This window comes from Sphingomonas glacialis, assembly GCF_014653575.1.
In the GTDB taxonomy this organism is placed as follows: Bacteria; Pseudomonadota; Alphaproteobacteria; order Sphingomonadales; family Sphingomonadaceae; genus Sphingomonas; species Sphingomonas glacialis.
Window position 1 is genome coordinate 19,556 of the sequence record NZ_BNAQ01000004.1, and the last position, 23,805, is coordinate 43,360.

The following is a 23,805-nucleotide window of genomic DNA, read 5'->3' on the forward strand; positions in this document are numbered from 1 at the left end:
CCGCCCGTCCTCATCGCGCTTCGTCGCCCTTGAACCAGCGGTGCGCTACGACTAACCTCTTTGGACTGCAACACCTGTTTCAAAGGCATCTTGACCATCGAGCGAAGCTGGCTGCTGCTGCACGTTCAATTGCCTGCGGAGCCATCGAGCGCGCGGGTTGCTCTCTGGCGGCGACTGCGCGGCGTGGGTGCGATCGGGATCGTCAATGGTGCTTGGGCCTTGCCGTATTCACAAATACACGCCGACCTGTTCGGCAAAGCTGCGTCAAAAGTTCGAGAACAAGGCGGCCGCGCGGCCATCTTTACTGCTGATCCGCTTGACTTGAACGAAACCGAGGCACTTGTCGCGCAGTCGCGGGCGGACCGGGGACGCGAATATGATGAGTTTGCCGAACGCGCCGATATGCTGATCGCCGAAATCGAGAAGGAAACGAAGAAGCGAAAATTTACCTTCGCCGAACTTGAAGAAATTGAACACGACCTCGAAAAACTAATTGAGTGGCTAGCCAAGATCGAACCACGCGACTTTTTTCCTGACCGACGGATCGCTCAGGCCAAGGCGCATCTCGCAAAATGCGCCGCTGCGCTGAAGGTGTTCAGTGAGCAGGTTTTTGTCTACGAGGGCGTGACGCAGCGGTAACTTGCAACGCGCATCAGACGCGAGCGGTCGAAGGTTCTACAACACTTTCCCGCGTTGGAACTGCCGTGTTCGGGATGGGTTGCAGTCGGATTGGATGACCGACATTGCCGCGGGTAGCTGATGTCCTGAGGTGCGACAACGAATGTCAGATTACTTCGAACCATCGCTCCAAATCGGACGTTCCGTTTCCCACCGAAGTCGTCGTTCCGCTTACCTCAACGCGAAGGGCCGCTTCGCTTTAATGCCTGATCCTGGGTTACTTCGCGGACGCGCTGTGCCTGCTGATTGCGAATTTGTACCCCTGCAATCTTGTCGCCCGTCGTGATCCGCAGGCCAATTTGCTGCCGTTTGGCTTCGACCTCTTTTGCCGCTTTGACCGGATCGTCCGGGTAACGCGCCCGCGCAATCGACATCGTTTGAGCGACCAGTGTTTGGGCGCGCCGAAGTTCGGGGTCGCGGGCGTTCTGTTCACTGGATTGCGCCAGAAACCGTTCGGCCAGCGCTTTGCCGGACACCGCTTCATCGCCTGCTTGCGGCAGCTTCACGCCCGCTGTCTTGGCTTCGCTGCGCTGGTCACGCGCCTCCAGGCGTGCGCGGAGGCGACCGGCTTCGGCTTCGACGACCTTGGACGGCGTGTAGTTCTCGACCGCCAGCCCTTGTGCGGCAGCAGCAAGGTAGGCGGCGCGCTTAAACTGATCGCCACCATTGACCTTGAGCGACGTCCATCCGTTAGCCTTGGCCAACCGAACGATGTCGGGCAAGGCGTCGATGTTGCTCGTCTTGAGCCGGTCGGGTTCCAGCTTGACGATAGGGGTTTTGTCGTCGGATGTCCGGTAGAGCTTGTTGCCGACGCGCAGGAACTTGCCCGTCAAATCGTCAGTGATCGTCGGCGTTTCCGGCTTGCGCTTCGGCTTTGCCGGTGTCCGCTTCAGGACGATAGGTTTCGCTGTAATATTGCGTGCTTGCCCAGAAGGGGCATCACCTTCGAGCTTGTCAGCCATGTTCGTCGCCCTCTTCAATGATGCCGATGATTGCGCCGCCGTCCTCCAATGTCTGCACATCGACGAACGTGCTGTAGGCATCGCTGGTGTAGATGTCGTCGATCGCCGACGGCAGCGCGACGGTTCCCGATGCTTCCTGTTCGGTCATGTCGCGACACGGACCCAATATGGTCGGCGCGGTGAGCTTCCGCGAGATCGCTGGCACGACCGGCGCGGGAAAGGCCCGCGCCCCGAAGAAGCGGCTTTTGTAATAGACGATCTTGTCGCCGATAATTGGCGGAACGCCGCCGCGCAGCAGGATCAGCTTCGCAGGCGGAAACTGCATAAGCTCCTGCGGCAGCAGCAGCGCACGGCGGTGTTCGGAGATCGATTTCGACCGATTGGCAAGCAACCCGTTGATCGTCAGCGACTTGGTGACGCTATCCTGACCCAGATAGCCGAGCCTTTCCGACAGGTCGTTAGCGACGCGTAGTTCCTTGGGTGTGAACGCCACCTCGACACCGCAATTGGCGACGATTTCGTCGGCCACATGCTCGCCGTAGACGCCCCGAAGTTGCGACCGCGACTGAATGACGGGCAACAGGCGAATTCCATAGCCCGCGACATAGGAGAAGGCGCTGGCGATAACCGACGCGCGACCGAGCCGGGCAAACTCATCAAGGATGACAAGCACCGGGACGGGGGTCGTATCGTCGGGCAGGTCGCGGACGTTCAAGTCGATCAGTTGCTGGAACAGCAGATTGTAGAGTGGCGCGATCCGGTCGAGTTCGTCAGGCGATACGCCGAGGTAGATCGACATCGGGCGCTTGCGAAGATCACGCAGGTCGAAATCGCTGACCGATGTCGCCGCATCGACGACGGGGTTGAGCCAAAGTCCGAGCACGTTGGTAATCGTCTTCTTGATGTCGGCGAAGCTGTTGTCCGACCCGCCGGCGAAGTCGGCGAGCGCCGTGCGGCAGCCGATCGACAAGGAAAGCCCCGGATTGGCGAGTTCGCGTTTGAAGAAGTCGCGGACATCGCCGTCAGTCATGTGGCGGTAGATTTCGCCGAGCGTGAGCGGGTTTGCCTTCGTTTCGGCGAGATACGCCCCGACGCCGGTGAAGCCAGTACGCGCGCCATTCGCCCAAAAGGCTTCGCCATGTTCAGGCGCGACGAACAACATCGTCGCGATCTTTTGCAGCTCGATGATGATGTCATCGGGATTGCTGCGGTCGATATAGGACAGCGGGTTGTAGCGCGCCGTACGGCCTTCGCGCTCGGTTGGATTGAACAGGTAGACTGCCTGACCGTGAGCGCTGCGGAATCCCGCCGTCGCGTCGTAATTCTCGCGCTTCACGTCGAGAACGACGACCGAACCCTGCCAGGTCAGCAGGTTCGGAATGACGATGCCGACACCCTTGCCCGAGCGCGTCGGGGCTTCGACGATGACGTGTTCGGACCCGCCGAAGGTCAGGAACTTTCCGCGCTTGCGGCCTACAACGATGCCGGAGGCTGCGCGGAAGCCGTGACGCCGTAACTCGCGTTCGGTAGCGAAGCGGGCTGCACCGTGGAGCGCCGGGTTTTTTGCCCACAATGCGTAGATAAGCCCGCCCAGCAGGAGCGTGCCGGCGACCAGCCCGCCTGCAATCGCGCGGACGACCTGCGGGTCGCCGCGATAATACCAGAAGAAGCCCGGCATCTTGAGCGGATCGTAAGCCGCGACCGGCAGCCCGAGCACGATCCACGCGATCATGCTGGCGACGAGGAACGCCATCACGAGCGCGAGCGGCCCACCGATCGCCCAAGTCATCGCGCTGCGTTCAGGCTGCACGGCGCGCCTCCGGATCGTAATAGATCTCGGTCACGCGAAATTCGCCATCGACCTTTTTCATCTGAATAACGATATCGACGAGCATCTTGAGTAGCGCCCGGATGTCGTCGCGCGCGAGGTCGGACCCGCCTTCGCTTTCCTTCACCAGCAGCGTCAGTTGCTCGAATGCAAGGTCGGCCGAGTCCGCGTGGATCGTCGTGATCGACCCAGGATGCCCCGAATTGACATTGCGGAGATAGAAGAAGGCGGTCCCGTCGCGCAGCTCTTGAAGCAGGATACGGTCGGGCCGCATCCTGAGCGCGCTTTCGAGGAGATGTTTCGCCGTGACGTTGGCGGTGCCCTGGCCATCCTTGGCATAGAGCAGGTGCACGACGTTGCGGTGGGGAACGACGAGTTCGCGCGTGTCTTCGATCGTCAGCAATCGCTCGTGCGGCGGGATGAGCTGAATCAGCCCCTTTGACAGCGTGGTCTTGCCCGAGCCGGTCGCGCCCGAAATGAGGATGTTGAGCCGCGCTTCGACGGCGGCAGTGAGAAATTCGACGTGGCGGCCATCGCGGAGCAGAGCGAGCAAGTCCCGCTCATGCACCGAGACCGCCTGTTGGGTGATGCGGGTTTGCTCGAACAGGCCCGCTGCCTCGAAGTCAGCGAGCGTCAGTGTGACGGTCGATGGCTTGCGGACGGTGATTGATACGGTTTCATCGGGAACGACAGGCGGCACGATGATCTGCACACGTTCGCCGGTGGGGAAAATCGTCGAGACGATCGGATTTTCTCTGGTGATGTCCTGCGCGGTATAGGCAGCCGCCGCCGTCGCCAGCGCCATGAGGTTCTTGAAATCGAGCGCAGGCTCGCTTTCCCACGTCCAGCCACCGCGCCGCTCGATGCCGACTTCGCACGGTATGTTGATGACGACTTCGGTGACTGTGGCATCATCGAGATGCCGACGAAGCGGCGCGGTCACGCTGTCGAGGACAGCGGTGTTCTTGCCAGGCGCGGCCATTATTTGCCCCGATCTTCCATTACTTTAAACTTAGGCCGTAAACGCTCGAAAAGTCGAAATCCTGCGCGACGGTGATGCCGACATCCTCACCCTGGTTCTTCCGCAGCACGGGCTTGATGTCGGCGTTTTGCTGCAAGACCGTCGATGCCGCATCGGACGGGACGCGCGTCGTGTTTGCAGCATTGCTGCCAACCGCTTGGCTCCCGATGGTCGCAGCATCTTCGACGAGGCTGAACAGCAACGCAGTACCGAAGCGTTGCCAGAAGAAGGTATTGACGCGGCCATCGAGGCCGCTGCGTCCGAGCGCATCGGTGGCAGGTGAGGCGACGTCGATCGCAATGCCGCGCGGCGTGACCGCGCGGTTCCACAGCACGAACAGCCGGTATTGGCCGCGATTGAGGCCACCCTGGTATTCGCCGAAGACCTTGGTGCCTTTTTCCATCAGCACGACGCGACCATTGTCGGAATAGACCGGGCGAGGAATGATGCAGGTCACGAAGCCCGGCTGGCTGCTGTCCATCGCCGTTTGCAGCACGCACGGAATGAACGTGCCTGCTGTTACGAGAAAATTGCGGTCGGGCAGGGGGCGGGCCTGTGCCTGTCCGATAACCGAAGCACGGCGTAGTCGGTCAAGATTGGTCGGATCGCGGGGTGCGGCGCGGCCGTCCGCATCCGGGTCCTGGCGTTGAATCGCCAGTGCCGGGTTTTCGGTGGCGCCACGCTCGCCACCATAGGCAATCAGCGACGATCGCCGTGACGCTTCGCGGAGCATCTGCGCTTGCGACACTTGCCGCATCTGCGGTGTTACCGGTGGCGGGCCGCCTGGCGTGCCAGACTGTCCGAGGATCGGCGGGACTTCCGTCGCCGTCAGCGCGATCGGGGCATTGGGATCGGTCGCCGCGGCGGCCAGTGTCGGGGCAATGACCGTATTGGGATCATATTGCGCCGGTCCGAGCGCAGGCTTGGGCTTGACCACAGGCAATGCCGAATTGCCGGTGATGCCCGAACCCAGCGCCAGCACCGTGAACATCACCGCTCCGGCGGCAGCGGCGAGGCCGATGACTTTTTTGGGGTCCATCGCAGCACCCGCGATCGGCGGCATCTTGTTGGCCCGCTCGGTTGTCGGGCTGCGTTCGATGTCGCCGGGATCTGGCGTTTGATCGACGGTGAACCGTTCGCCTGGAGCATGATCGGTCATCGCTGTCCTTCCGTCGTGCGTTCGACGACCGAAGAGGCGGTCCCCGTCTTCGGGTCGCGCCCGTAGAAATCCTTCGCTTCATTGAAGACGCAGAGCACATCCTTGCCGCGCCGCAGCCGAAGCTGTCCGAATACGCCGTGGATCACGACGAACTCGTCGCGGACATCGAACGGAACGATGGTTTCGCTGCCGTCCGGATTGACCGCGAAGAAGGCAGGTAATTCGCGCTGGTTCGGAAACCGCAGTGCCGTGAACTGGCCGTTGTCGGTGATTTCAGACGGTTGAATCGCCGATGATCCCTGCACGCTATAGTGCAGGTTGCGCTTGCCTTCGAGGACCGCAAGATCGAGCGCCGAGCGAATTGCACCAGCTTGCAGCGCCACGGCGCGGGCGTAGGTCGCCTGCGTTGCCGCCGCCTTGGCGGCGGCGGCCTCTTCGAGCGGATATCGAAACACGACCTTGAAGAACGTATCGGCGGTGTGCGCGCCGATCGCGCCGCGCCGCGCGCTAAGTTCGAACGTGTAGGTGCGGACCCCTGCCGACGAGCGTGTCAGCACGATCAGGTTCGTCGAACCTGCCAGTTCGCGCGGCTTGATGAACAATGAGTTTTCGGCCGGAGCGACTTCCCACGAGACAGTGTCGCCGAGCGCGACATGCTCGACGCGCTCGCCGGGTGAGAAGACAATTTGGGTCGCCGACCGGAAAACGCCGACGATGCGAAAGACCTGAGTTTCACTATAGACGACATCGCGGATGCGCTGATCCTGGCCGGAAGAACGCGGGGTTTCGGCAGCCGATGCCGGAACGCTGAACATGACCAAACCAGCGCCTGCCCAGATGAGCAAAGTCTTCATTGTGTGACCTCCAGGTCGGCGCGGTAGGTCTGCACCTCCAGGCCCAGCGGGTTCTTGAACCGCTGTTGCTCGGTGGTCGGCGTGTCGGTGGTGTCGAACGTGACCGTGGCGATCGCGGGGGTGTCGGTCGTGATCGACCCGCGCTGGTGTGTCTTGGTGAAGCGGATTTGTGCGACATCCTTCGAGACGAACGTCACCGATTTGACGGCGATGAATACCGTATCGAGATCGGTGAACACCGCTTGCGGCGACTTGGGATTGTCTTTGCCGTAAAAGGCGATCCAGCGTGCCTGTTCGTCGCTTGCAGACATCGCCAGCACGCCCTCGAAAAACTCTTTGCGGGCTTGCGGAATCCAGCCTTCGCGGTTGCGGACATAGTCGGCGAGGAAGTATTTCGAGACTGCCTCGTTATAGCTGAGGCGCTTGTCGCCCGAGAGCTGCGCGGTGATTTCGCTCGCGCCGGTCGCCTTGTCGACCGTGATGACATAGGGCGCGACGGTCTTGAGCGGGGTGAGCATCGCCACGGCGGCGACGCCGGTAATGGCCAGACCGCCGGCAATCCCGGCGACGAGCCATGCCAGTCGCTTCGAGCGGTTGGCGGCAAGCAGCCGGTCATGATCCCAGCTCGCCGCTTCGGCGAAATAGGCTTTGAGGTCGTCCTTGTCGGTGACACCGCCTGCCATGACGTTTAGCAACTCCCGGATTTGGGTGACGGGTCGATCGCGCTGATCGGTGGGACCTGCGGTGCCGTCTTATCGTCGGTTGGCGACGGCGCTGGCGGACCCGGCTTCTCTCGATCGACTTGCGGAAAGACGTCGACACCGCCGGGTCGCGCCGATGCCGGAACCACCGTGCCACTTACTGGATCGACGCTCGGGAGGATCGAGCCATAGGGATTGGCGGGCCGACGGCTCTTGCCGTCGCAGCGCGCGAGCTTGGGCGTTTTCGCCGCAGCCATTGAGGCACCAATCGGCGCAACGACAACCAGACCGGCAACGGCAAACTTCAAGAAGCGATCCATTGCTCTGTTCCTCATGTCTGACCACGACTGATCGAACCCGATCCACGGTAACGGGCGATGCCGCGTGCGATGCCCTGCGCGGCTGCGCGTTCGCCAGCGCGTGCGCCTTGCAGCCCGTGACCGGCGACAAAGCCGCCCGCTGCGGTGACCGCTGCCGCGAATTGGTTGGCGAGCGCCGGGCCGCCGCCGCCGAGTGAGGCGGCGAGGCCGGGAATTTGCAGGAAGAAAAAGAAGCCCAGCGCGTAGAACGCCAGCACCTTGATTGCCGCTTGGCCGATTTCGTCGTTCTCGGAAATCGTGGTCAGGATGGCTTCGCCGACCTGCGTGAGAAACAGCGTCAGGACGAGCGCGAAGACGATCAGCATCAGGAAATTGATGCAGGCGCCGAGCCACGCGAAGAAATAGCCGCGCGTGGACTCGAACAGCAATGCGGCGACGAAGAGCGGGCCGACAACCGATAGCAGCGCCAACGCAAACAACCCGAACGCGCTGATGACAAAGCCGATTGCGGCACACAGCAGCGTCGCCACCATGACGAGCACAACGAGAAATCCCGAAAGCACCGCATAGCCGATATCGGGCAGGGTGCCTTGTGTTTCCTGATACGTTGCCGCGATCTTTCGCATGGTGTTCGCGGTGGTGAAGCCGCTCCCTGCCAGCTTGTCATAGAAGCCACCGAGGCCACCGACGTCCGCGCCGCCCAGCGCCGTTGCGAACTGGCTTGGCAGCCCACCGAGCGCGAATAGGCCAATCTGCGTTCCGTAGAGCGAGGTAACCGCGAAATAGAGGAAAGCGAGCTGGACGCTGCGATAAACATACTCGCGGAACGGGTATTGCACCGCCCCGCGCATGATCGCGTAGCCGAGCAGCGAGATGTAGATCACGATGCCGATCCGCAGCGCCGGTGCGACGATCCCGATCACCGCCGCGTATTTCCCGACGATGCCCGCGAGCGCGCCGTTCAGCGCCTCGAACATGGTGGTGAAAACGTGGCCAGTGAAGTCCATGACGTGACTCAGCCTCTCAATTGGAACCGGTGCTTGGCAATTTGATCATTGATTTAGCGAATCCGGCTGCACGACAGTTGGTCGTGACAACCGCTGGTTGCGTTTCTGCGGGTGCGTTCGCCCCTGACCATTGCCTGCAGATTGCCTGCATCGGCGCGATCTCGGCGGGATGGGCGACATAGTATTTCCATGTCCGCGCGGGCATGTCCGACGGGGGCGGGGCGGTTCCGCACCCCGCGAGGAGAAGGCCGATCGCCGCAGGCGTTGATCGGATCACTTTTCACCTCGGTAATAGCGACCCGCCGCGTCCATCTTTTGCGCCAGCGCCGCCTGACCGGCTGCTGCCCGCTCGCGTTCCTGCGCTTGCTGCTGCAAGGCGATGGCCTGCAAACGAAGCTGGTCATTCTGCATCGCTGCGGATTCGAGCTGGAGCCGGGCTGAAAGGTCGGCGACCTCCTTCGACGTGCCTGCCGACGCGAGCCGACTCCGCAATTGGTCGAGGCCTTGCGCGCGCGACGTCACCGCCGTGCCCATGTTTTCGGCCAGCCCCGCCTGGATACCGATGTTGCGAGCATTCAGGTCGAATGCCGCACGCGATTGGTCCGAACCGCCAACACCCAGTTGCGCGAGCAGGCCGCGATAGACGGCGTCGGCCTTGCCGCGCGCAGCGCCGACGACGTTGAGGTCGCCGGACCCGAACCCTTGCAGCGACGATGGAGATGTATCGAGTTGGCGCAGCGCGTCGGTCTTGAGTTGTTGCGCGAGCGCGGGGATGTCGGTGAGCTTGTTCAAATCCTGATAGAGCTTCTGCGCTTCGGCGATTTGCGTCTTGCCCTGCTCGACCACTTGAAGCGCCTGCCGAACTGCATTGATCTGCTGGAGGAGATTGGCGCTGTCGTGGACCGGCATCCCCTGCGCGAGTGCGGGGAGCGGCATGGCAATCGCCATTACGGCGGACAGGGCGAAGATCGTTTTCTTCATGTGACTGTCTTTCAACTTGGCCGCCGCCGTTGGTGGAACAGCGGCAGCCAGACGGCGGGATCGGTGCCGACTTCCGCGATGATTTCATCGACGATCGCGGTGGTTTCCGCACGACCGGACAGGACCGCCAACGCCTCGTCGAGGCCGCTCAGGTCGAGCTCGACCACAACGCTATCGTGACCCTGCTTGACCAGAAACTTGTGGCTTTCGGGCGCAAGGTCTTCGCGGACGAGCTTGAACTCGGCCTCGCTCAGCGCGAACCCGTCGACATAATCGCGCCGCGCACCGAACGGGTTCGGCAGCATGATCTTGGTGGCGACCTGTTCGAGGATCGAATGGCTGATGTCGCTCTTGAGCGCATCGGCGGGTGACTGGGTTGCAAACACCAGCACCGCGTTGCGCTTCCGATACGTCTTCAAGCCGTCCTGCGCGAAGCTGCGGAAGGCGTCGTCGCCGAGCGCCTTCCAGAATTCGTCGATGCAGATAATCATCCGCTCACCGGTAAGAAGCTGGTCGATGCGGTGAAACAGGTAGAGCATGACCGGCGTGCGAATGTCGGCATTGTCGAGGAAGTCGGTCATGTCGAAGCCGACGAACCGCGAATTCAGCGTCATTGAATCGGCCGGATTGTCGAACACCCAGCCGAGCGAACCTTCCGAAGTCCACTTTTCCAAACGCGCGCCGACGCCGCTGGCATCCTTCATCCCGAGCATCGAGCGCAACGCGCTGAGCGAGCGGCTGGCGACGTCGAGTTTCATGACCGCGTTGATGCCGTCTTCGATCAGCCGTTCTTCCTGCACTGTGATCGGCTTGCCGTCGGCACGCACGAGCTGACGGACGAATGAGGACAGGAAGGTCTTGTCTTCGGGAGCGTTCGCGAGTGCCTTCAACGGCGAGAAACCGGTCGGGACGCCATTGTGGAGCGCCAGATAAGTGCCGCCGCTTGCCTGTACGAAGATCTGTGCGCCTCGGTCCTTATCGATGAAGATTTGCCGCGCGCCGGTCTTTTCGGCCTGCGCCATCAGGAAGTTCAGCAGCACGGTCTTGCCGCCGCCCGAGGGGCCGATGATGAGCGTGTGGCCGAGATCGCCTTTGTGGAAACTGAAGAAATAAGGGCTGCGCGCGGTGGTTTTGAGCAACGCAACCGCGTCGCCCCAGTAGTTGCCGGCCGCCTGTCCCGCAGGGAAGGTATGCAGTGGCGCGAACGCGGCGAAGTTCAGCGAGGTGATCGGGGCAGGGCGTGCCCGCCACGCGAAATTGCCGACGAGCTGCGACCAATAGGCCGCTTCGAGTGCCGCGCCTTCGCGCGCGGCGACCATGCCGGTATCAGCGAGCGCGGCGCGCGCGACCGACATGTGTTCGCGCAGCGCCTTCAACGAGTCGGCATAAACCGCCAGCGTGAAGTGATGATCGCCCAGCACGAAGCGGTTCGACATCAGATCGTCGCCCGCATCGATGAGTTCGTCGGCCTGGCTGATCGCGCGGTCGCCGGCATTGTCCATCTGCGTCATCCGCAGCCGGAACTTCTCGGTCGCAGTAGCGCGCCCGAGGAACGAGAAGGATTGCGTGAGGACGAACCCGAAATCGACCGACAGCAAGGACTCGAACTGGCGCGGCGTAGTCTGCGCCGGGTATTCGCGAATGCCGAATATTCCGCCGAATGCCGACGCGTCCGCGTCGCGCACTTCGATGGTTTCAGCACCAAAGATCGTTCGCGAGCGGTAGAGCGCACCGCCCAAGTGTCCGCGTACGACGGGGACACGGCGGTGGCGACCGGTCATCACCATGTCGGCGACTTCCATCGTTTCAGAAAACATCAGCCCGCGATGCTCGTAGATCGCACAGCGGCGCGGTTCGCAGCGTGCCATCAGTTTCTCGAAATCGCGGCCTTTGTCGTCGAGCAATTCGACAAGCGCTTCGTCGAGCATTGGACCTTGCTGCTTGCCCGACGACACCTTGCGCTTGAACAGCTGGATGAACTTGTCGCCGCTCGTTGCTGCGGGCCGCATGACGAGCGTTACGAAGAAGCGGTTGATGAACATCCGCTCCCTGTTCATTCGTTCGAAATAGGCCCGGTCGAGATCGGCAGCGAAGCCCGACTTGAACTTGCCGCCGGGATATTGTTCGACGCGCATCCGTATCAGGTGCGTCCAGATCGACAGCCGCTCGTCGTGGAGGTTCCGGAACATCCCGTTGAGCTTGGTATGCCAGTCGTTGAGGTCGCGGACGTCGGCCGTCTCGAACGCGCGGCCTTGCAGCTCGAACGTCAGCATGATGTCGCCGGAATCGAGCACCACCATGTCTTCGTTGATATGGCGCGCATATGGCAGGAACTTCGCGGGCGTCACCTCGCGCTGCGCCACCTTGAGCGGCACAGCTCCAGCACCGAGCAGGCTTGAGGCGAGCGCCTTAGCCATTTCTACCGAAGCCTTTGCGACGCAGGCCAGTCAGGGGGAGGGGCGTGTAACTGCTCCCGCCCCAGAACGACCGGTTGCGGTTGCCGAGCTTGGTCCGGCCCCACAGGAACAGCAGGCGAAAGGCGTTGACGTCGTGCCGGACGATCAGCCGCGAGATCGAATAGCCGAAGGCGACGACGATCGCGGCATAGACCGGACTGTTGCTCCAGATCAGCACCGACGCGCTGGAAATGAGCAACAATACCGCCGCCTCGATCGGGATGCCCGCCCATAGCGCGGGGCGCGTTACCGCGAGGAACAGCGGGTTCTTGACCAGGGTTTCGATGCCGTCGTTCATCTGGGTCAGCCCGCGATCAGGCCGACGATCGAATCCGCCGAAAAGACAATGGCGATGCCGATGATGACGGTGACGAGAACGGTCGTAGAGGCTCGGCCGGTGAACCAGAGCAGGCCGCAGACAATGACGGCGATTACGGCAAGCGTTCGTAGCAGCGTTGAGGAAAGCAGCGCGCGTACCTTGCCGGCAAAACTCTCGAGGTTCTGAGCATAGGCGGGATCGGGATTGAAGACCGAAACGACCACGACGAGCGCGAGCGCAACGCTCCACATGATTAAGCCCTGGCGGCGCGGCGACATGGACGCAAAGTGGGCTGTCCATGTCGAACGCCACGTCCCGATACCGCGCCCGGCTTTGCTCAACGTGTCCATAGGATCGACCCTTCGTGTCTGGCGGAGTGGGTAGGTGCCGTGCGATTGTAGGCAGCGCGCTCGAAGACGTTCCACGCGGGCGGCGGCGAGATCATCGCCGTTTCGACCGAGCGAGCTTCGTTCTCTTCGAGGATCGCGCTCCGGACATCGGCATTTGCCGCTACCAATCGCGGCGCAGCGCGCAGGTCACTAGGCGCGCGGTCAGTCGCTCCGGCATTGCCGACCACCTTGGCGACATACCCGTTGCGAAAGCCGCGCGAGGCGTCGCCGGTGTTATACATTGAGAGCGCCAGACGCAGAGCTGTCTGCGGGTGTCGGCCCTCGGCCACTGCCCGGTAACTTTCAGACAGGACACGCCCGAGAGCGGTGATGTTGGTGCAGGGGTCGAAGACCGTTTCCCAGGTCAGGCCGAGCTTTCGCATGTTGCGCGAGTTGATCTGGCCGAGTCCGAGATCGACCGAATATCCGGCCGCTACATATCGCTGCGCGATTGAAATCGCATCGGCTACGCTTTTCGGGCTCGCAGGCTGCCTCGCGCCGTTAACGTTGAGGGCCCACGGGTCACCGTGGCTTTCAGTCTGAACGATAGCAGCCACGGTTTGCGGCGCTACATTTGGAGCACACTGCGACGCCAATCCCAGGATGGCTGTCGCAGCGTAGCCCATCAGGAAATACTGCCGTAGCGGTCACGGGCGCTGGTTAGCAAGATTGCTAGAGTCATCCGGAACTCGGCGGTGGCCGCCGGCTGGCTTGTGATATTGGTCCTTATGCCGATGCTCGCCATCGCCTGACCTCCTCAAGTGAAATTACCATATATCACTTAGGATTTAGTGCAAGGCGCTGTTTCAGTCTATTTTATGGATGCCCCCTTGTGCGGAAATAAAATTATACGTCCGTTATAATCGTAGGTATCGCAGACGTGACGAACCGCCGATACGATCGAGCTATAACTCTTGAGTTTGCGTTTGTCGTAATGGCACACGACATGCTCATGACCGGCCTTCCAGCTTATCCCGAGCTTTAGATACCAGGTGCAGTCTTCGCGCTGGAGGATTTTTACAGATTCAATTTCACCGGCAGGTGGTCGAAACGTTGTCAATTCCCTTTCCAGTATTAGCGGCTCGTCCATCTCACTGTCTCTCCCCCGATCAGCTAAAACAGGTAATTTCGCTGCCGTCACGACTCGATCACCTCGGCAGCGAAATCACTTATAATCGCTTTGGGGGTTTGCGCTGCGGCAATCATTGAGCACCTCGCAGCGCGACGCGATTTCACGCGCTGAGACAGGCCGATCGATGACGGTGACAGTTGCCTATATCGGACGATCATTGCCGGCCTCCTCACATTAGGGAGGCGTCACCCGAGCCGGGTGTTAGTAACCTGGACTCGCGCACAGGCGCTGCCGCCTTTGGGCAGAGCCTTGGACATGCGCGACAGCCACCCGGCCAGCGAAGCTGACCGGTCGCGAGATTCCGAGGTTACTAAGCCTCACAGTCGGGTTTCACCGCACTGCATGGCAACTTTGGCGGTTGCTGCACAAAAGTTCAATGGGCCGGAGTCGGCCGACCACTCCGATCGCAAATGCAGCCAGAGCGGGGCAGCCAGATTTGCACCATCAGGGGTGTGAGGCTGATCCGTGCATGGTGTCGCAGCCTCGATCATGCTCTGAACTGTTGCCGGTCTCGTAGGCACCAGGTTAAGCTAGCGAAAGAGCACGAAGGTCGCGAACGCGGTGGCGACGAGGGTGCGGTCTTCGCCGTTTTCCGCGTACAGGTCGGCCGTCGCAGTGGCGAGCCGGCCGCCAGCGTGGATGGAGCGTCCGAATGCACGAATTCGTTCGCCGATGGTGGGCGCCAGCAAGTGTAGCGTATAGCTCGACGTTACGATGGCGCCCGCCACCGACGCCACTGCATAACCGCAGACATTGTCGGCCAAGCTGCCGATGACCCCGCCGTGGACGGTCCCACGATGTTGGGTGAGGTCGGGTCGGATCGGCATCACCAATTCAGCCTCTCCCTACCAGCAGTGAACCAACTGTACACCGAGAAAGGAAATGAAGGGCGATGCTCGGACAGACCGTGCGCAAATATAGTCAAGCATAGCCTCAGCGCTGTCGGGCAAATCGGGCTTGGTCATCGTTGGTCTGCCCAAGGGCGAGCAATCAGCAAGGTCGAAGGGTCTAGAGCGGTTTCTCACCGTGCTGAATCAAAAAGGGATTCCCGCCGCCGTGGTTTCCTGATTCAGGATCCATGCCGGTGGAGGAGGCTGGCATGGACGGCGCGAGCATTATCGGTAGATCTTCGGGATAGTGCGGCGCGACGATCAGGGTGAGAACGCGCGACAACCAGGATGAGGATCGGGAGGGGCTGCGGCGGCGCAGGGCGTAGCCCGGAGCCGACGCAGCCCCTCCCGATTGCGCGTTCCTGAGGGGGCGTGCCGCTGATGATCACGGTCGGTCGGGTATTCCCGGCTTCCTCTCTCGCAGGGGAAGCCGCAGATGCCCGGTCGCCACATCAACGATCATCAGATGAGGCTCTATATGAAGTTCCGACACAGTGACGGCGTCGCGACAGCGGCTGCCAAGGCCGGGTTCAGCACGGCAACCGGATATCGGATCGCGCATGATCCGCAGCTACCATCGCAGAAGGAGGCGGTTCGGGGACGACGCCGCCCCGATCCCCTGGCCGATATCTTCGACGCCGAGGTCGTGCCGCTGCTGATAGAAGCGCCCGGCCTTCGCGCCGTTGCGGTGTTCGAGGAGATGCTGCGGCGCCACCCTGATCTTGGCACTGGGATCCGGCGGACGCTGGAGCGGCGCATCCGCGACTGGCGAGCGGTCCATGGCGAGGAGCAGGAGGTGATCTTCCGCCAGACCCACGAGCCGGGCCGGATGGGACTGTCGGACTTCACCGATATGGCCGATCTCGACGTCACCGTTGCCGGCGTGCGCCTCGACCATCGGCTCTATCACTTCTGTCTCGTCTGGTCGGGGTTCGAGCATGCCCATGTGATCCTCGGCGGCGAGAGCTATGTCGCGCTCGCTGAAGGGCTGCAGAACGCCCTGTGGGCGCTCGGTGGCAGCCCGCTCGATCATCGCAGCGACAGCCTGTCGGCTGCGTTCCGCAACCTTGATGCTGACGCTCGGACCGATCTGACCCGCCGCTACGATGCGCTGTGCGAGCATTACGGCATGACGCCGAGCCGCAACAACCGCGGCGTCGCGCATGAGAACGGATCGGTCGAGAGCGCACATGGTCATCTGAAGAAGATCGTGCGCGACGCGCTGCTGATGCGCGGCAGCGCCGCGTTCGACAACCTGGCCGCCTATCGTCGGTTCATCGACGAGGTGATCGCTGCCAAGAACCGCCGGGCGGCAGCAAGGATCGATGCCGAGCGCGCCCACCTCAAGCTGCTACCCGACCGCCGGACCAGCGATTACGAGGAGGTGATCGTCACCGTCACCTCAAGCAGCGGCTTCACGTTGCGCAAGGTGTTCTACACCGTCCCTTCGCGGCTGATCGGGCACCGTCTGCGCGTCCGGCTCTATGACGATCGGCTCGACGTCTTCCTGGGCGCCACCAGGCTGATGACGCTTATGCGCGGGCGATCCGCCGGGAACGGCAAGCACGGCGATGTGGTCGATTATCGTCATGTGATCCACTCGCTGCGGCGCAAGCCGATGGCGCTGATCGGCATCGTCTACCGCGAGCAGCTGTTCCCGCGCGAGGCGTATCGGCGGATGTTCGATCGGCTGCTCGAGCAGCTGCCGGATCGTATCGCTTGTCGCACGATGGTCGAGCTGCTCGCGCTCGCGCACGAGCGGGCTTGCGAGGCAGAGCTCGCCGACATCCTGACGACCGATCTCGATGCCAGTCGGCTACCGGACATGGCGGCATTGCGCCGGCGCTTCGCGCCAGACCCCGCGACACTCCCCGAGGTGGTCGTCACGCTGGTATCGCTCAGCACATACGATATCCTCCTGAACGGAGTGGCGGCATGACCAGCATGACACAGTCGATCGACGCGCAGCGTCTGACCCTCATCCTCAATGACCTGCGCCTTCCCGCGATCAAGCACAGCTGGCCCGAGCTCACCGCGCGCTCGGACAAGGAGGGCTGGCCCGCTGCCCGCTTCCTGGCCGCGCTCGCCGAGCATGAGATCGCCGAACGCGATCGACGTCGCATCGAGCGGCATCTCGGCGAGGCCAAGCTCCCACCGGGAAAGACGCTCGACAGCTTCGCGTTCGATGCCGTGCCGATGATCTCGCGCGCCCAGGTCATGGCGATCTGTGCTGGCGACGGCTGGCTCGAACAGGGCGCCAACCTTATCCTGTTCGGCCCGCCGGGCGGCGGCAAGAGTCACCTCGCTGCCGCGATCGGTCTCGCGCTCATCGAGAATGGCTGGCGCGTGCTGTTCACCCGCACCTCCGATCTCGTCCAGCGGCTCCAGGTCGCGCGTCGCGAGCTGACGCTGGAGGCCGCCATCGCCAGGCTCGATAAATACCATCTGCTGATCCTCGACGACATGGCCTACGTCACCAAGGACCAGGCCGAGACATCGGTCCTCTTCGAACTCATCAGCGCGCGCTACGAGCAACGCTCGATGTTCATCACCGCCAACCAGCCGTTCGGCGAATGGAACCGGATCTTCCCCGACCCCGCCATGACCCTCGCGGCCGTCGACCGCCTCGTCCACCACGCCACCATCTTCGAGATGAACGTCGAGAGCTACCGACGCCGCACCGCCGTCCAGCGACGCACCGGTGCCGGACGACCGCCGACCTACGCGACAATCAAAACGGTCGAGCAGTCGATGCCCAGCGACAATCAGACCGCCACATAAATCTTGCCAGCGACAAACAGACCCGCCATCCCTGTCGCGCCGCGACAATCAGTTCTCATCCTGATTGTCGCGCTTCTCACCCAGATTGTCGCGCCACAGGGATAGAGTTGTAACGGCGATCGCAGGGGGTCTGTCACGTCGGCAGGCCGCGGTACGGTTCGGTGTCAGCGCTGCGATCGCCGTCCGATGGCAGTAGCGTGCAAGCCAGTACGGAACGCCGGCGCCACAGCAGCAGGGCGGAGATCGACGGACGATGAGGATCGAGGCGCATGCCGAGTTGATTCTGGAGGCTTACAAGGCGACGCCAGACATCACCTTGGCCGAGTTGCAGGCACTTCTGGCCGATCACGGTACCGAGGTCGCACTCGGCACGATATGGCGGTTCTTCGCGCGGCGCGGGATCACGCGCAAAAAAAGACAGCGCACGCGACCGAGCAGGATCGTCCCGACATCCTGAAGCGGCGCGAGAAATGGTTCGACGGTCAGCTCGATCTCGATCCCGAGCAGCTCATCTTCATCGATGAGACCTGGGCATCGACAAACATGGCGCGTCGCTATGGCAGGAAGCCACGCGGTGAACGATTGCGGGCCGGCGTGCCGCACGGGCACTGGGTTCTCGATGGGCCGATGAACGGTGATGCCTTTACCACCTACGTGACCCGCGTGCGTGTGCCCGAACTCTCACCTGGCAACCTCGTCATCATGGACAACCTGTCGAGCCATAAGGCGCCGGCCGTGCGCGCCGCCATCGAAGCCGCAGGTGCCAGGCTCCTGTTGCTTCCGCCCTACGGCCCCGACTTCAACCCTATCGAGATGGCCTTCTCAAAACTGAAGGCACACCTGCGAAAGGCGGCCGAGCGGACCATCCACGGCCTCTGGAATGCCATCGGCCGCATCGTCGACCTCTACTCGCCCCAGGAATGCTCGAACTATTTCGCAGCCGCAGGTAACGATGCAGCCTGATCAGAAACCGCTCTAGCTCGCGATTTTTGGCTCATCGCCGATTGGCATCGCCGTACACAGCACGCTGCCACATTCGTCTCACAACGCCTCCAAATCGGCACCTTCAGGCGATCAGTTTCTGGCGAAGGGATGAGCGGCCAGGAACCTACGGCCCCTTTGCGAAGGCGATTACGCCGGTGAAAGGGGTCGCGCCGTTGATATAATAGCTGACGCCAGCATGGCTGGCCCCCGGACCTGCCAGGAAGCCGTAAATGAGCCCGCCATTGTTGGAGCTGAAGGTTCCCGAGCCCGACACCGACATCGTCGGGTTGGCCGATCCGCCCTGCGATCCAATGGCGTAAGTTGAGCCGCCGATGGCGATCTGTGCATCGAAACCCGCTTGACTGTTTGCAAAAGAGACCGCGAATTTTGCATCGATGACGCTGCCCGGAGCCAAGACGCCCGACGGGTCGGTTGGCTTTGTACCGCCGACCATCGTATACAATGCGGTCCCCGTCGCGGGTATCGCCGTAGCCGGACTGCCCCAAATATGGCTGAACCCGCCATTGGTGGGCACATCGGTTGCAACGCTGCCGTACTGCACTGTCCCGCCTGCCCAGCGAGACCAGCCGATGACACCGCCTACGGTGCCATAATCGACATTTGCTGCAGTGCCGCGCGTGATCATGCTCGAACCGAGCCTGCTCGATTGCAGCTGTCCGTCTGCATTGGCGACAATTGGTGCCAGGTCGTCGGTGAAGGTTCCTTCGGCATACCGCGTTGTCGTCCCAGCGCTAAAAAGCTTGCCGACGGCGCGCACGCGAAAACCGATATCGGTCCCGGTTGGCGCGGGGAGCGCGGATGTAGCAGGCGGCACGTACGTCGAAACGAACGGCGCAGGGGTCACTTGTGGCGACGTCACAGTCTGTGGGCCCGATCCGAAGATCGCCGATCCGTTGACAAGGTCGGGACCAAAGGCGAGCGCGCCGAACTGATAATCGATCCCGGCCTGCGTGAACCCGTTGCCGAAAAATCGTCCCGTGACCGAGGCACCGTTGGAAATCCCGCCAGTGATCGTAAGTAGGGTGCGCGGGATCAGGCCGTTACTATCAAAATAAGACGTGCTGTCTGTCGGATTGGTTGGGTTCGGCCCGGTGCGCAACGTATAGGCGACGCCGCCGATGTTGACTAGGAAATCATAACCGATCAGGTTGGTGCCGAAATTGACGTACATTGAGCCGTTAAACGTGCCCGGTGCAGCACTGCCATTCCGGACGGTCGGCGCGATGTTACTGAGCAGATTATACCTGACGATTCCGCTCGCGGGTTTATTCGTCGGCGCGGTCCCGATCGTGATATAAGTCGATTGGGTCGCTGACAGCGGGCGCAGTTGCAGATTTGTCTCGACGGGTGTGCCAGAAGCCCAGCGGTTCCAAGCCACCACGCTGCCTGCGGCGGACGTGGCATAGCCATAGTCAACCGCGCTCGCGTTGCTCCGCGTGATCGAAGGCACCGGTGCGGCTGACTGGGTCAGGCTGTCAATCACGCCATTGCCGCCCACTGCTGCCACGGCACCGGCATAGCTGTAAGTGTCGCCATTGTTGTTGAACCAAAGCGCGTTGACGGGTCCGCTAAGTAGCGATGTCGATGGGACCGGCGGGGTCACTGTCGCGGGGGTAAAAGTCCCGTTTGCGCCGAAAATGACCGCACCCCGGATCGGTACGCTGTTATAAGTTGCCGGATCGGTCGTCAGATAGATCAAGCCGACCCGGTTTGCCGGATTCGCGCCTGCAAAGTTACCAAAGAAGTTGATCCTGCAGGATGTTGACGCACATGCGGTGCCATTTCCGGAAAGACCTGCGACAAAACTAACACTGTTCGTAAATATGCTCAGGCTGGCGTTTCTTGCGGAAGCGAAAGTATACATCTTTGAGCCGCTCGCCTCTGGCATGGTGAGCGATCCATCGAGCGTATACGTGGGCATCGCACCAAAGGAGATCGACAACTGCCCCAAGAACGTACCAGGCGTACCCGAGCTTAAGGACGCGACTGGCTGGGTTGCCGCAAGTGTTGAATAGGAAATCGTTCCCGCAGTCGGCAGGGCACCGATCTTGGGTGCCAACACGACATAAGGAATGCCAGTCGCGCCGACGACGTATCCGCCATTGTTACCGTAAGTTGTGCCGTTCGTATATCGTCCGATAATGGCACTGGCATCACCGGCAACGTCAACAGCCGTCGCGGTTCCTATGCCGAAATAGTTAATCGGCTCCACAACCGAACCCAACACACCCGTCGTCGTGTTCACAGAAATTCTGAGGACATCCGTAAAGTCTTTGCCATTATCCACGGCCGCCAATACGTGGCCACCGGTCGCAGGGAAGCCGCCGCGGTAGATTGGAGGCGGCGTTGCAGCTATAGTGCCGACCGTGCCACCTCCTGTCGCAGGCAAGCTGGCATATTGGTCCGCCGCGCCGCCGCCGACCAGATATGTCAGATACCCGCTGAAAAACGACGCATTGTCGCCAAGCAGCACCGTTGCTTGCCCCGCTGCCGCTAAGGCATCGAGATAGGATTTGATCTGTGCCTGCGTCAGAACGGTATAGCCCGAAGGGCGCCCGCCACCGAGAAGATAAACGTAATATGCGTTTAGCGCGGTCGCGTAATTGCGGTAGGTAACGATTGGCAATCCGGTGAACGTGTCGGCAGTGCCGCCGTTCGTCAGATAGGCGAGGTAGCTCGTAAAAAAGCTCGCGTTCGCGCCGAGTAGAGTCGCATATTGCCCGCTCGCCTGCAACGCTTCAAGATAGGATCGGATTTGCGCCTGAGTGAGTGCCGTGTAAGCCGACGGCAACCCGCCACCGTTCAGATAAGCAACGAACGCAGTCAACTGCGACGTGTAGGAGGTATAGCTCGCGATCGGCAGGCCGGTGAAGGTGTCCGCGCTGCCGCCCCCAGTCAAATAGACCAGATATTGCGTGAAGAACGCGCTGTTCGCGCCGAGCAGCGATACGAACTGACCATTGGTTTGCAGTGTTTCGAGGTACGTGCGGATCTGTGCCGCTGTCAGCAGCGTATAGTTTGAAGGCAAGCCGCCGCCGTTGAGATAGGCGAAATACGCCGTCAGCTGCGCGCTATAGCCCCGGTAAATATTGATCGGAAGGCCGGTGAATTGATCCGCCGCACCGCCGCCCTGGAGATAGGTCAGGTAGCTGCTCAGGAACGTCGCATCGCTTCCGAGCAGCACCGTCAACTGCCCCGATGACGACAGCGCGTTCAGATACGCGCGAACCTGATCGACGGTCAGCGCTCCATATGTCGAGGGCAAGTTGCCCGCGCGCAGATAAGCGACAAAGGCGTTGACCCGCGTGGCATAGGCATTCAGATCGACATTAGGCAGCCCCGCGTAAATGTCAGGATTGCCGCCGGTCGCCAGATAGGCGTAATAATCCGACAGGAAGCTGGCGTTGACGCCAAGCAGCGATCCAAACAGCCCAGAATTGCGCAATTCGGTTAGATAGGCGATGATCTGCGTCTGCGTCAGGCCGCCATAGAGCGACGGTGTGCCGCCGCCCTGAATATAGCTGTAATAAGCGTTTAGCGCCGTTGCCTGTCCGGTGAGCACATTGATCGGCAGTCTGGCGAACGCATCGCGCTGACCGCCGCCGATTAAGAACGCATAATAATCTGTGAAGAGCTGGGCATTGGCCCCGGTCAGCGCGAAACGGCCCGACAATTGCAGCGCCGCGAGATAACTCGTGATCTGATCCGCCGTCAGCGCGGTATAGCCCGAAGGCCGTCCGCCACCGTTCAGATAGACCGCAAAAGCGTTGAGTGAGGCCGCCTGTGCCGTCAGCACGTTGATCGGCAACCGGTCGAATGTGTCGGCGCTGGCCCCCGTGCGCAAATAGACGAGATAGGTGCGCAAGAAGGCCGACTGGGTGCCGAGCACACGGTCGAACAAACCGGTGGCGTCGAGCGTTTCGAGATAGGACCGCAAGGTTGCCTCATCGACGACGCGATATCCGCTGGGCAGGCCGCCGCCGTTCAAATAGACGGTGAAGGCGGCCAGCGACGTCGCCGCTGTTGTCGAGAACGCAAGCCCGTCCCCCGATTTCGACACCGAAGCAAGATAGGCATCGAGCAACGCTTGATTGGTGACCGACAGCTGGTTGCGGATCGCACCCGATTGCAGGATCAACAAATATTGCGACACGACCGACTGGCTCGCCTGCGCAAAGCTTGCCGGGCTGCCCCCGCTGCGGATAAAGTCGAGATACGCCGTGCCGAGCGACGTCGCCCGGCCGCTGAACCCGTCGGGCGCACCGCCGCCCGACAGGAAGGTGAGATAGGCGTCGAGCAGATTGCGGTTCGCGGCCGACAGCGTGCCGAACTTCTCGGTCCGTCCTATAAATGCGAGATAGGCGGTCAACTGCGGCTGCGTTGCGCGGGTAAAACTTGACGGCAGCGCGCCGGCGCGGAGCAAATCGAGATAAGACAGCAGGATCGTCGCATAGCCGGTGCGGAAATCAGCCGCGACACCGCCACGTGCCAGATATTGGAAATAGGTGCGAACGATATCGGCGCCCGCGCCATTGAACGCTGCGCCGCCATACGGGCTGCTCGCCTGCGCCGCGTAAGCGATCAGTGCATTGTAATCGCTGCGCGGGAACGCCGCGAGGCTGGGGTTGCGGTCATAGGCATCGACACGGCGCGCCGCGTCGAGAATATCGCCATGCGCGCCGATCGCCGCCAGCGATACGCCGAGCGCGGTCGGGATTCCGTTCTGCGCCGCCGCCGCGACGCCGCCTTGACGCATCGGCATGACCAGCGTGGCCGACGGCACACGCGCCGGATCGGCAGCGATGACCTGAGCGGGACCATGCCCGGCCTGCGCCGACCAGAAAGTGCCGATGGTGAAGGCGCGCGCGACGCCGCTTGCTGCGATCAGTGCCCGCCCGCCGAGCACGCTGCCGTGAGTGCCATTGACCCCAACCGAAAAACTTGCCGAGGCATTGACGCCTTCGACCGATCCTTTGACGCCGTCGGGCATGTGCACATCGACAACGGTTCCGGTCGGCGAGACAATTGTGACCGTGCCCTTACGCAGATTGATCGAACCATCGGGCTGCACCGAAAATTGCGCCGCATCCACGAACGAAGCGATTGCGCCATTATCGAGTGTAATTTGCGTCGTGCCACTGCCGATGGTGACATCGTGCCCGATCTCGATGTCCTGCCCCGAAAGCGCCGCGTCGGTTGAGAACAGCACGTGCGACGCCTGTGCGGCGGTGGTTAATCCAAATAGCGACGCACCGCCCAACAGCGAGCCGATAGCGAGGCGAACCAACGAACGATGAGCCATGTTAACGATCCTTTTGACGA

At 61.8% G+C, this 23,805-nt stretch carries 18 protein-coding genes and 1 pseudogene; 4 read left to right on the forward strand and 15 right to left on the reverse strand.

The annotated features are described in order from the left end of the window. Positions 1-60 precede the first annotated feature (60 nt). On the forward strand, positions 61-639 hold the full coding sequence (locus IE187_RS13510; protein ID WP_189676692.1) for a Chromate resistance protein ChrB: 579 nt from the start codon (positions 61-63) through the stop codon (positions 637-639). Positions 640-854: 215 nt separating this feature from the next. On the opposite strand, the gene IE187_RS13515 is transcribed toward IE187_RS13510, so the two are convergent. From IE187_RS13515 to IE187_RS13580, 14 genes are all read right to left on the reverse strand, one after another. Then, on the reverse strand, positions 855-1,640 hold the full coding sequence (locus IE187_RS13515) for an LPD7 domain-containing protein (RefSeq protein ID WP_189676693.1): 786 nt from the start codon (positions 1,638-1,640) through the stop codon (positions 855-857). Further along, positions 1,633-3,450, reverse strand: a complete 1,818-nt coding sequence (locus tag IE187_RS13520) for a type IV secretory system conjugative DNA transfer family protein (RefSeq protein WP_438810931.1) — start codon at positions 3,448-3,450, stop codon at positions 1,633-1,635. The genes IE187_RS13515 and IE187_RS13520 overlap by 8 nt, the downstream gene beginning before the upstream one ends. Further along, positions 3,440-4,450 (reverse strand): P-type DNA transfer ATPase VirB11, encoded by a 1,011-nt coding sequence (gene virB11 / locus IE187_RS13525; RefSeq protein ID WP_189676694.1) that lies wholly within the window; start codon positions 4,448-4,450, stop codon positions 3,440-3,442. Before virB11 ends, IE187_RS13520 begins: the two co-directional genes overlap by 11 nt. A gap of 19 nt (positions 4,451-4,469) precedes the next feature. Further along, on the reverse strand, positions 4,470-5,648 hold the full coding sequence (gene virB10 / locus IE187_RS13530) for a type IV secretion system protein VirB10 (RefSeq protein WP_189676695.1): 1,179 nt from the start codon (positions 5,646-5,648) through the stop codon (positions 4,470-4,472). Next, entirely contained in the window at positions 5,645-6,502 is an 858-nt protein-coding gene (gene virB9, locus IE187_RS13535; RefSeq protein WP_189676696.1) for a P-type conjugative transfer protein VirB9, read from the reverse strand. The genes virB10 and virB9 overlap by 4 nt, the downstream gene beginning before the upstream one ends. Beyond that, positions 6,499-7,185: a VirB8 family type IV secretion system protein gene (locus tag IE187_RS13540; protein WP_189676697.1), complete on the reverse strand. Its 687-nt coding sequence runs from the start codon at positions 7,183-7,185 to the stop codon at positions 6,499-6,501. The genes virB9 and IE187_RS13540 overlap by 4 nt, the downstream gene beginning before the upstream one ends. A gap of 5 nt (positions 7,186-7,190) precedes the next feature. After that, complete coding sequence (locus tag IE187_RS13545) at positions 7,191-7,523, reverse strand: hypothetical protein (RefSeq protein ID WP_189676698.1); 333 nt, start codon at positions 7,521-7,523, stop codon at positions 7,191-7,193. 11 nt (positions 7,524-7,534) lie between these two features. Further along, positions 7,535-8,530: a TrbL/VirB6 family protein gene (locus IE187_RS13550; RefSeq protein ID WP_189676699.1), complete on the reverse strand. Its 996-nt coding sequence runs from the start codon at positions 8,528-8,530 to the stop codon at positions 7,535-7,537. Between the two features lie 273 nt (positions 8,531-8,803). Continuing rightward, positions 8,804-9,439 (reverse strand): type IV secretion system protein, encoded by a 636-nt coding sequence (locus tag IE187_RS13555; protein WP_189676700.1) that lies wholly within the window; start codon positions 9,437-9,439, stop codon positions 8,804-8,806. Between the two features lie 83 nt (positions 9,440-9,522). Then, the gene (locus IE187_RS13560; protein ID WP_189676701.1) at positions 9,523-11,928 is read right to left on the reverse strand and encodes a VirB4 family type IV secretion/conjugal transfer ATPase; all 2,406 of its coding nucleotides are present in this window, start codon (positions 11,926-11,928) and stop codon (positions 9,523-9,525) included. After that, positions 11,921-12,265, reverse strand: coding sequence for a VirB3 family type IV secretion system protein (locus tag IE187_RS13565; RefSeq protein ID WP_189676702.1), 345 nt, complete (start codon positions 12,263-12,265; stop codon positions 11,921-11,923). The genes IE187_RS13560 and IE187_RS13565 overlap by 8 nt, the downstream gene beginning before the upstream one ends. A gap of 5 nt (positions 12,266-12,270) precedes the next feature. Further along, on the reverse strand, positions 12,271-12,636 hold the full coding sequence (locus IE187_RS13570) for a TrbC/VirB2 family protein (RefSeq protein WP_229839409.1): 366 nt from the start codon (positions 12,634-12,636) through the stop codon (positions 12,271-12,273). Then, positions 12,624-13,301 carry a lytic transglycosylase domain-containing protein gene (locus IE187_RS13575; protein WP_189676703.1) on the reverse strand — a complete coding sequence of 226 codons (678 nt, stop codon included), beginning with the start codon at positions 13,299-13,301 and terminating at the stop codon, positions 12,624-12,626. Before IE187_RS13575 ends, IE187_RS13570 begins: the two co-directional genes overlap by 13 nt. Before the next feature lie 1,036 nt (positions 13,302-14,337). Then, positions 14,338-14,637 (reverse strand): PaaI family thioesterase, encoded by a 300-nt coding sequence (locus tag IE187_RS13580; protein ID WP_308435288.1) that lies wholly within the window; start codon positions 14,635-14,637, stop codon positions 14,338-14,340. 496 nt (positions 14,638-15,133) lie between these two features. Here IE187_RS13580 and istA point away from each other — a divergent pair, with 496 nt between their 5' ends. From istA to IE187_RS13595, 3 genes and pseudogenes are all read left to right on the forward strand, one after another. Continuing rightward, positions 15,134-16,636, forward strand: coding sequence for an IS21 family transposase (gene istA / locus IE187_RS13585; protein ID WP_189676705.1), 1,503 nt, complete (start codon positions 15,134-15,136; stop codon positions 16,634-16,636). A 5-nt stretch (positions 16,637-16,641) separates the two neighbouring features. Further along, entirely contained in the window at positions 16,642-17,478 is an 837-nt protein-coding gene (gene istB / locus IE187_RS13590; protein WP_229839432.1) for an IS21-like element helper ATPase IstB, read from the forward strand. Positions 17,479-17,563: 85 nt separating this feature from the next. Continuing rightward, positions 17,564-18,441, forward strand: a pseudogene (locus IE187_RS13595) (transposase). A 145-nt stretch (positions 18,442-18,586) separates the two neighbouring features. Here IE187_RS13595 and IE187_RS13600 read toward each other — a convergent pair. After that, positions 18,587-23,785: a beta strand repeat-containing protein gene (locus tag IE187_RS13600; RefSeq protein WP_189676707.1), complete on the reverse strand. Its 5,199-nt coding sequence runs from the start codon at positions 23,783-23,785 to the stop codon at positions 18,587-18,589. Between the last annotated feature and the right edge of the window lie 20 nt (positions 23,786-23,805).

Bases quoted from the DNA above. Each gene is read 5' to 3' on its own strand.
- IE187_RS13545 (WP_189676698.1), bottom strand. From the start codon at position 7,523: ATGGATCGCTTCTTGAAGTTTGCCGTTGCCGGTCTGGTTGTCGTTGCG.
- IE187_RS13565 (WP_189676702.1), bottom strand. From the start codon at position 12,265: ATGAACGACGGCATCGAAACCCTGGTCAAGAACCCGCTGTTCCTCGCG.
- IE187_RS13515 (WP_189676693.1), bottom strand. From the start codon at position 1,640: ATGGCTGACAAGCTCGAAGGTGATGCCCCTTCTGGGCAAGCACGCAAT.
- IE187_RS13555 (WP_189676700.1), bottom strand. From the start codon at position 9,439: ATGCCGGTCCACGACAGCGCCAATCTCCTCCAGCAGATCAATGCAGTT.
- virB10 (WP_189676695.1), bottom strand. From the start codon at position 5,648: ATGACCGATCATGCTCCAGGCGAACGGTTCACCGTCGATCAAACGCCA.
- IE187_RS13575 (WP_189676703.1), bottom strand. From the start codon at position 13,301: ATGGGCTACGCTGCGACAGCCATCCTGGGATTGGCGTCGCAGTGTGCT.
- IE187_RS13600 (WP_189676707.1), bottom strand. From the start codon at position 23,785: ATGGCTCATCGTTCGTTGGTTCGCCTCGCTATCGGCTCGCTGTTGGGC.
- virB9 (WP_189676696.1), bottom strand. From the start codon at position 6,502: ATGAAGACTTTGCTCATCTGGGCAGGCGCTGGTTTGGTCATGTTCAGC.
- IE187_RS13560 (WP_189676701.1), bottom strand. From the start codon at position 11,928: ATGGCTAAGGCGCTCGCCTCAAGCCTGCTCGGTGCTGGAGCTGTGCCG.
- IE187_RS13570 (WP_229839409.1), bottom strand. From the start codon at position 12,636: ATGGACACGTTGAGCAAAGCCGGGCGCGGTATCGGGACGTGGCGTTCG.
- istB (WP_229839432.1), top strand. From the start codon at position 16,642: ATGACACAGTCGATCGACGCGCAGCGTCTGACCCTCATCCTCAATGAC.
- virB11 (WP_189676694.1), bottom strand. From the start codon at position 4,450: ATGGCCGCGCCTGGCAAGAACACCGCTGTCCTCGACAGCGTGACCGCG.
- IE187_RS13550 (WP_189676699.1), bottom strand. From the start codon at position 8,530: ATGGACTTCACTGGCCACGTTTTCACCACCATGTTCGAGGCGCTGAAC.
- IE187_RS13540 (WP_189676697.1), bottom strand. From the start codon at position 7,185: ATGGCAGGCGGTGTCACCGACAAGGACGACCTCAAAGCCTATTTCGCC.
- istA (WP_189676705.1), top strand. From the start codon at position 15,134: ATGCCCGGTCGCCACATCAACGATCATCAGATGAGGCTCTATATGAAG.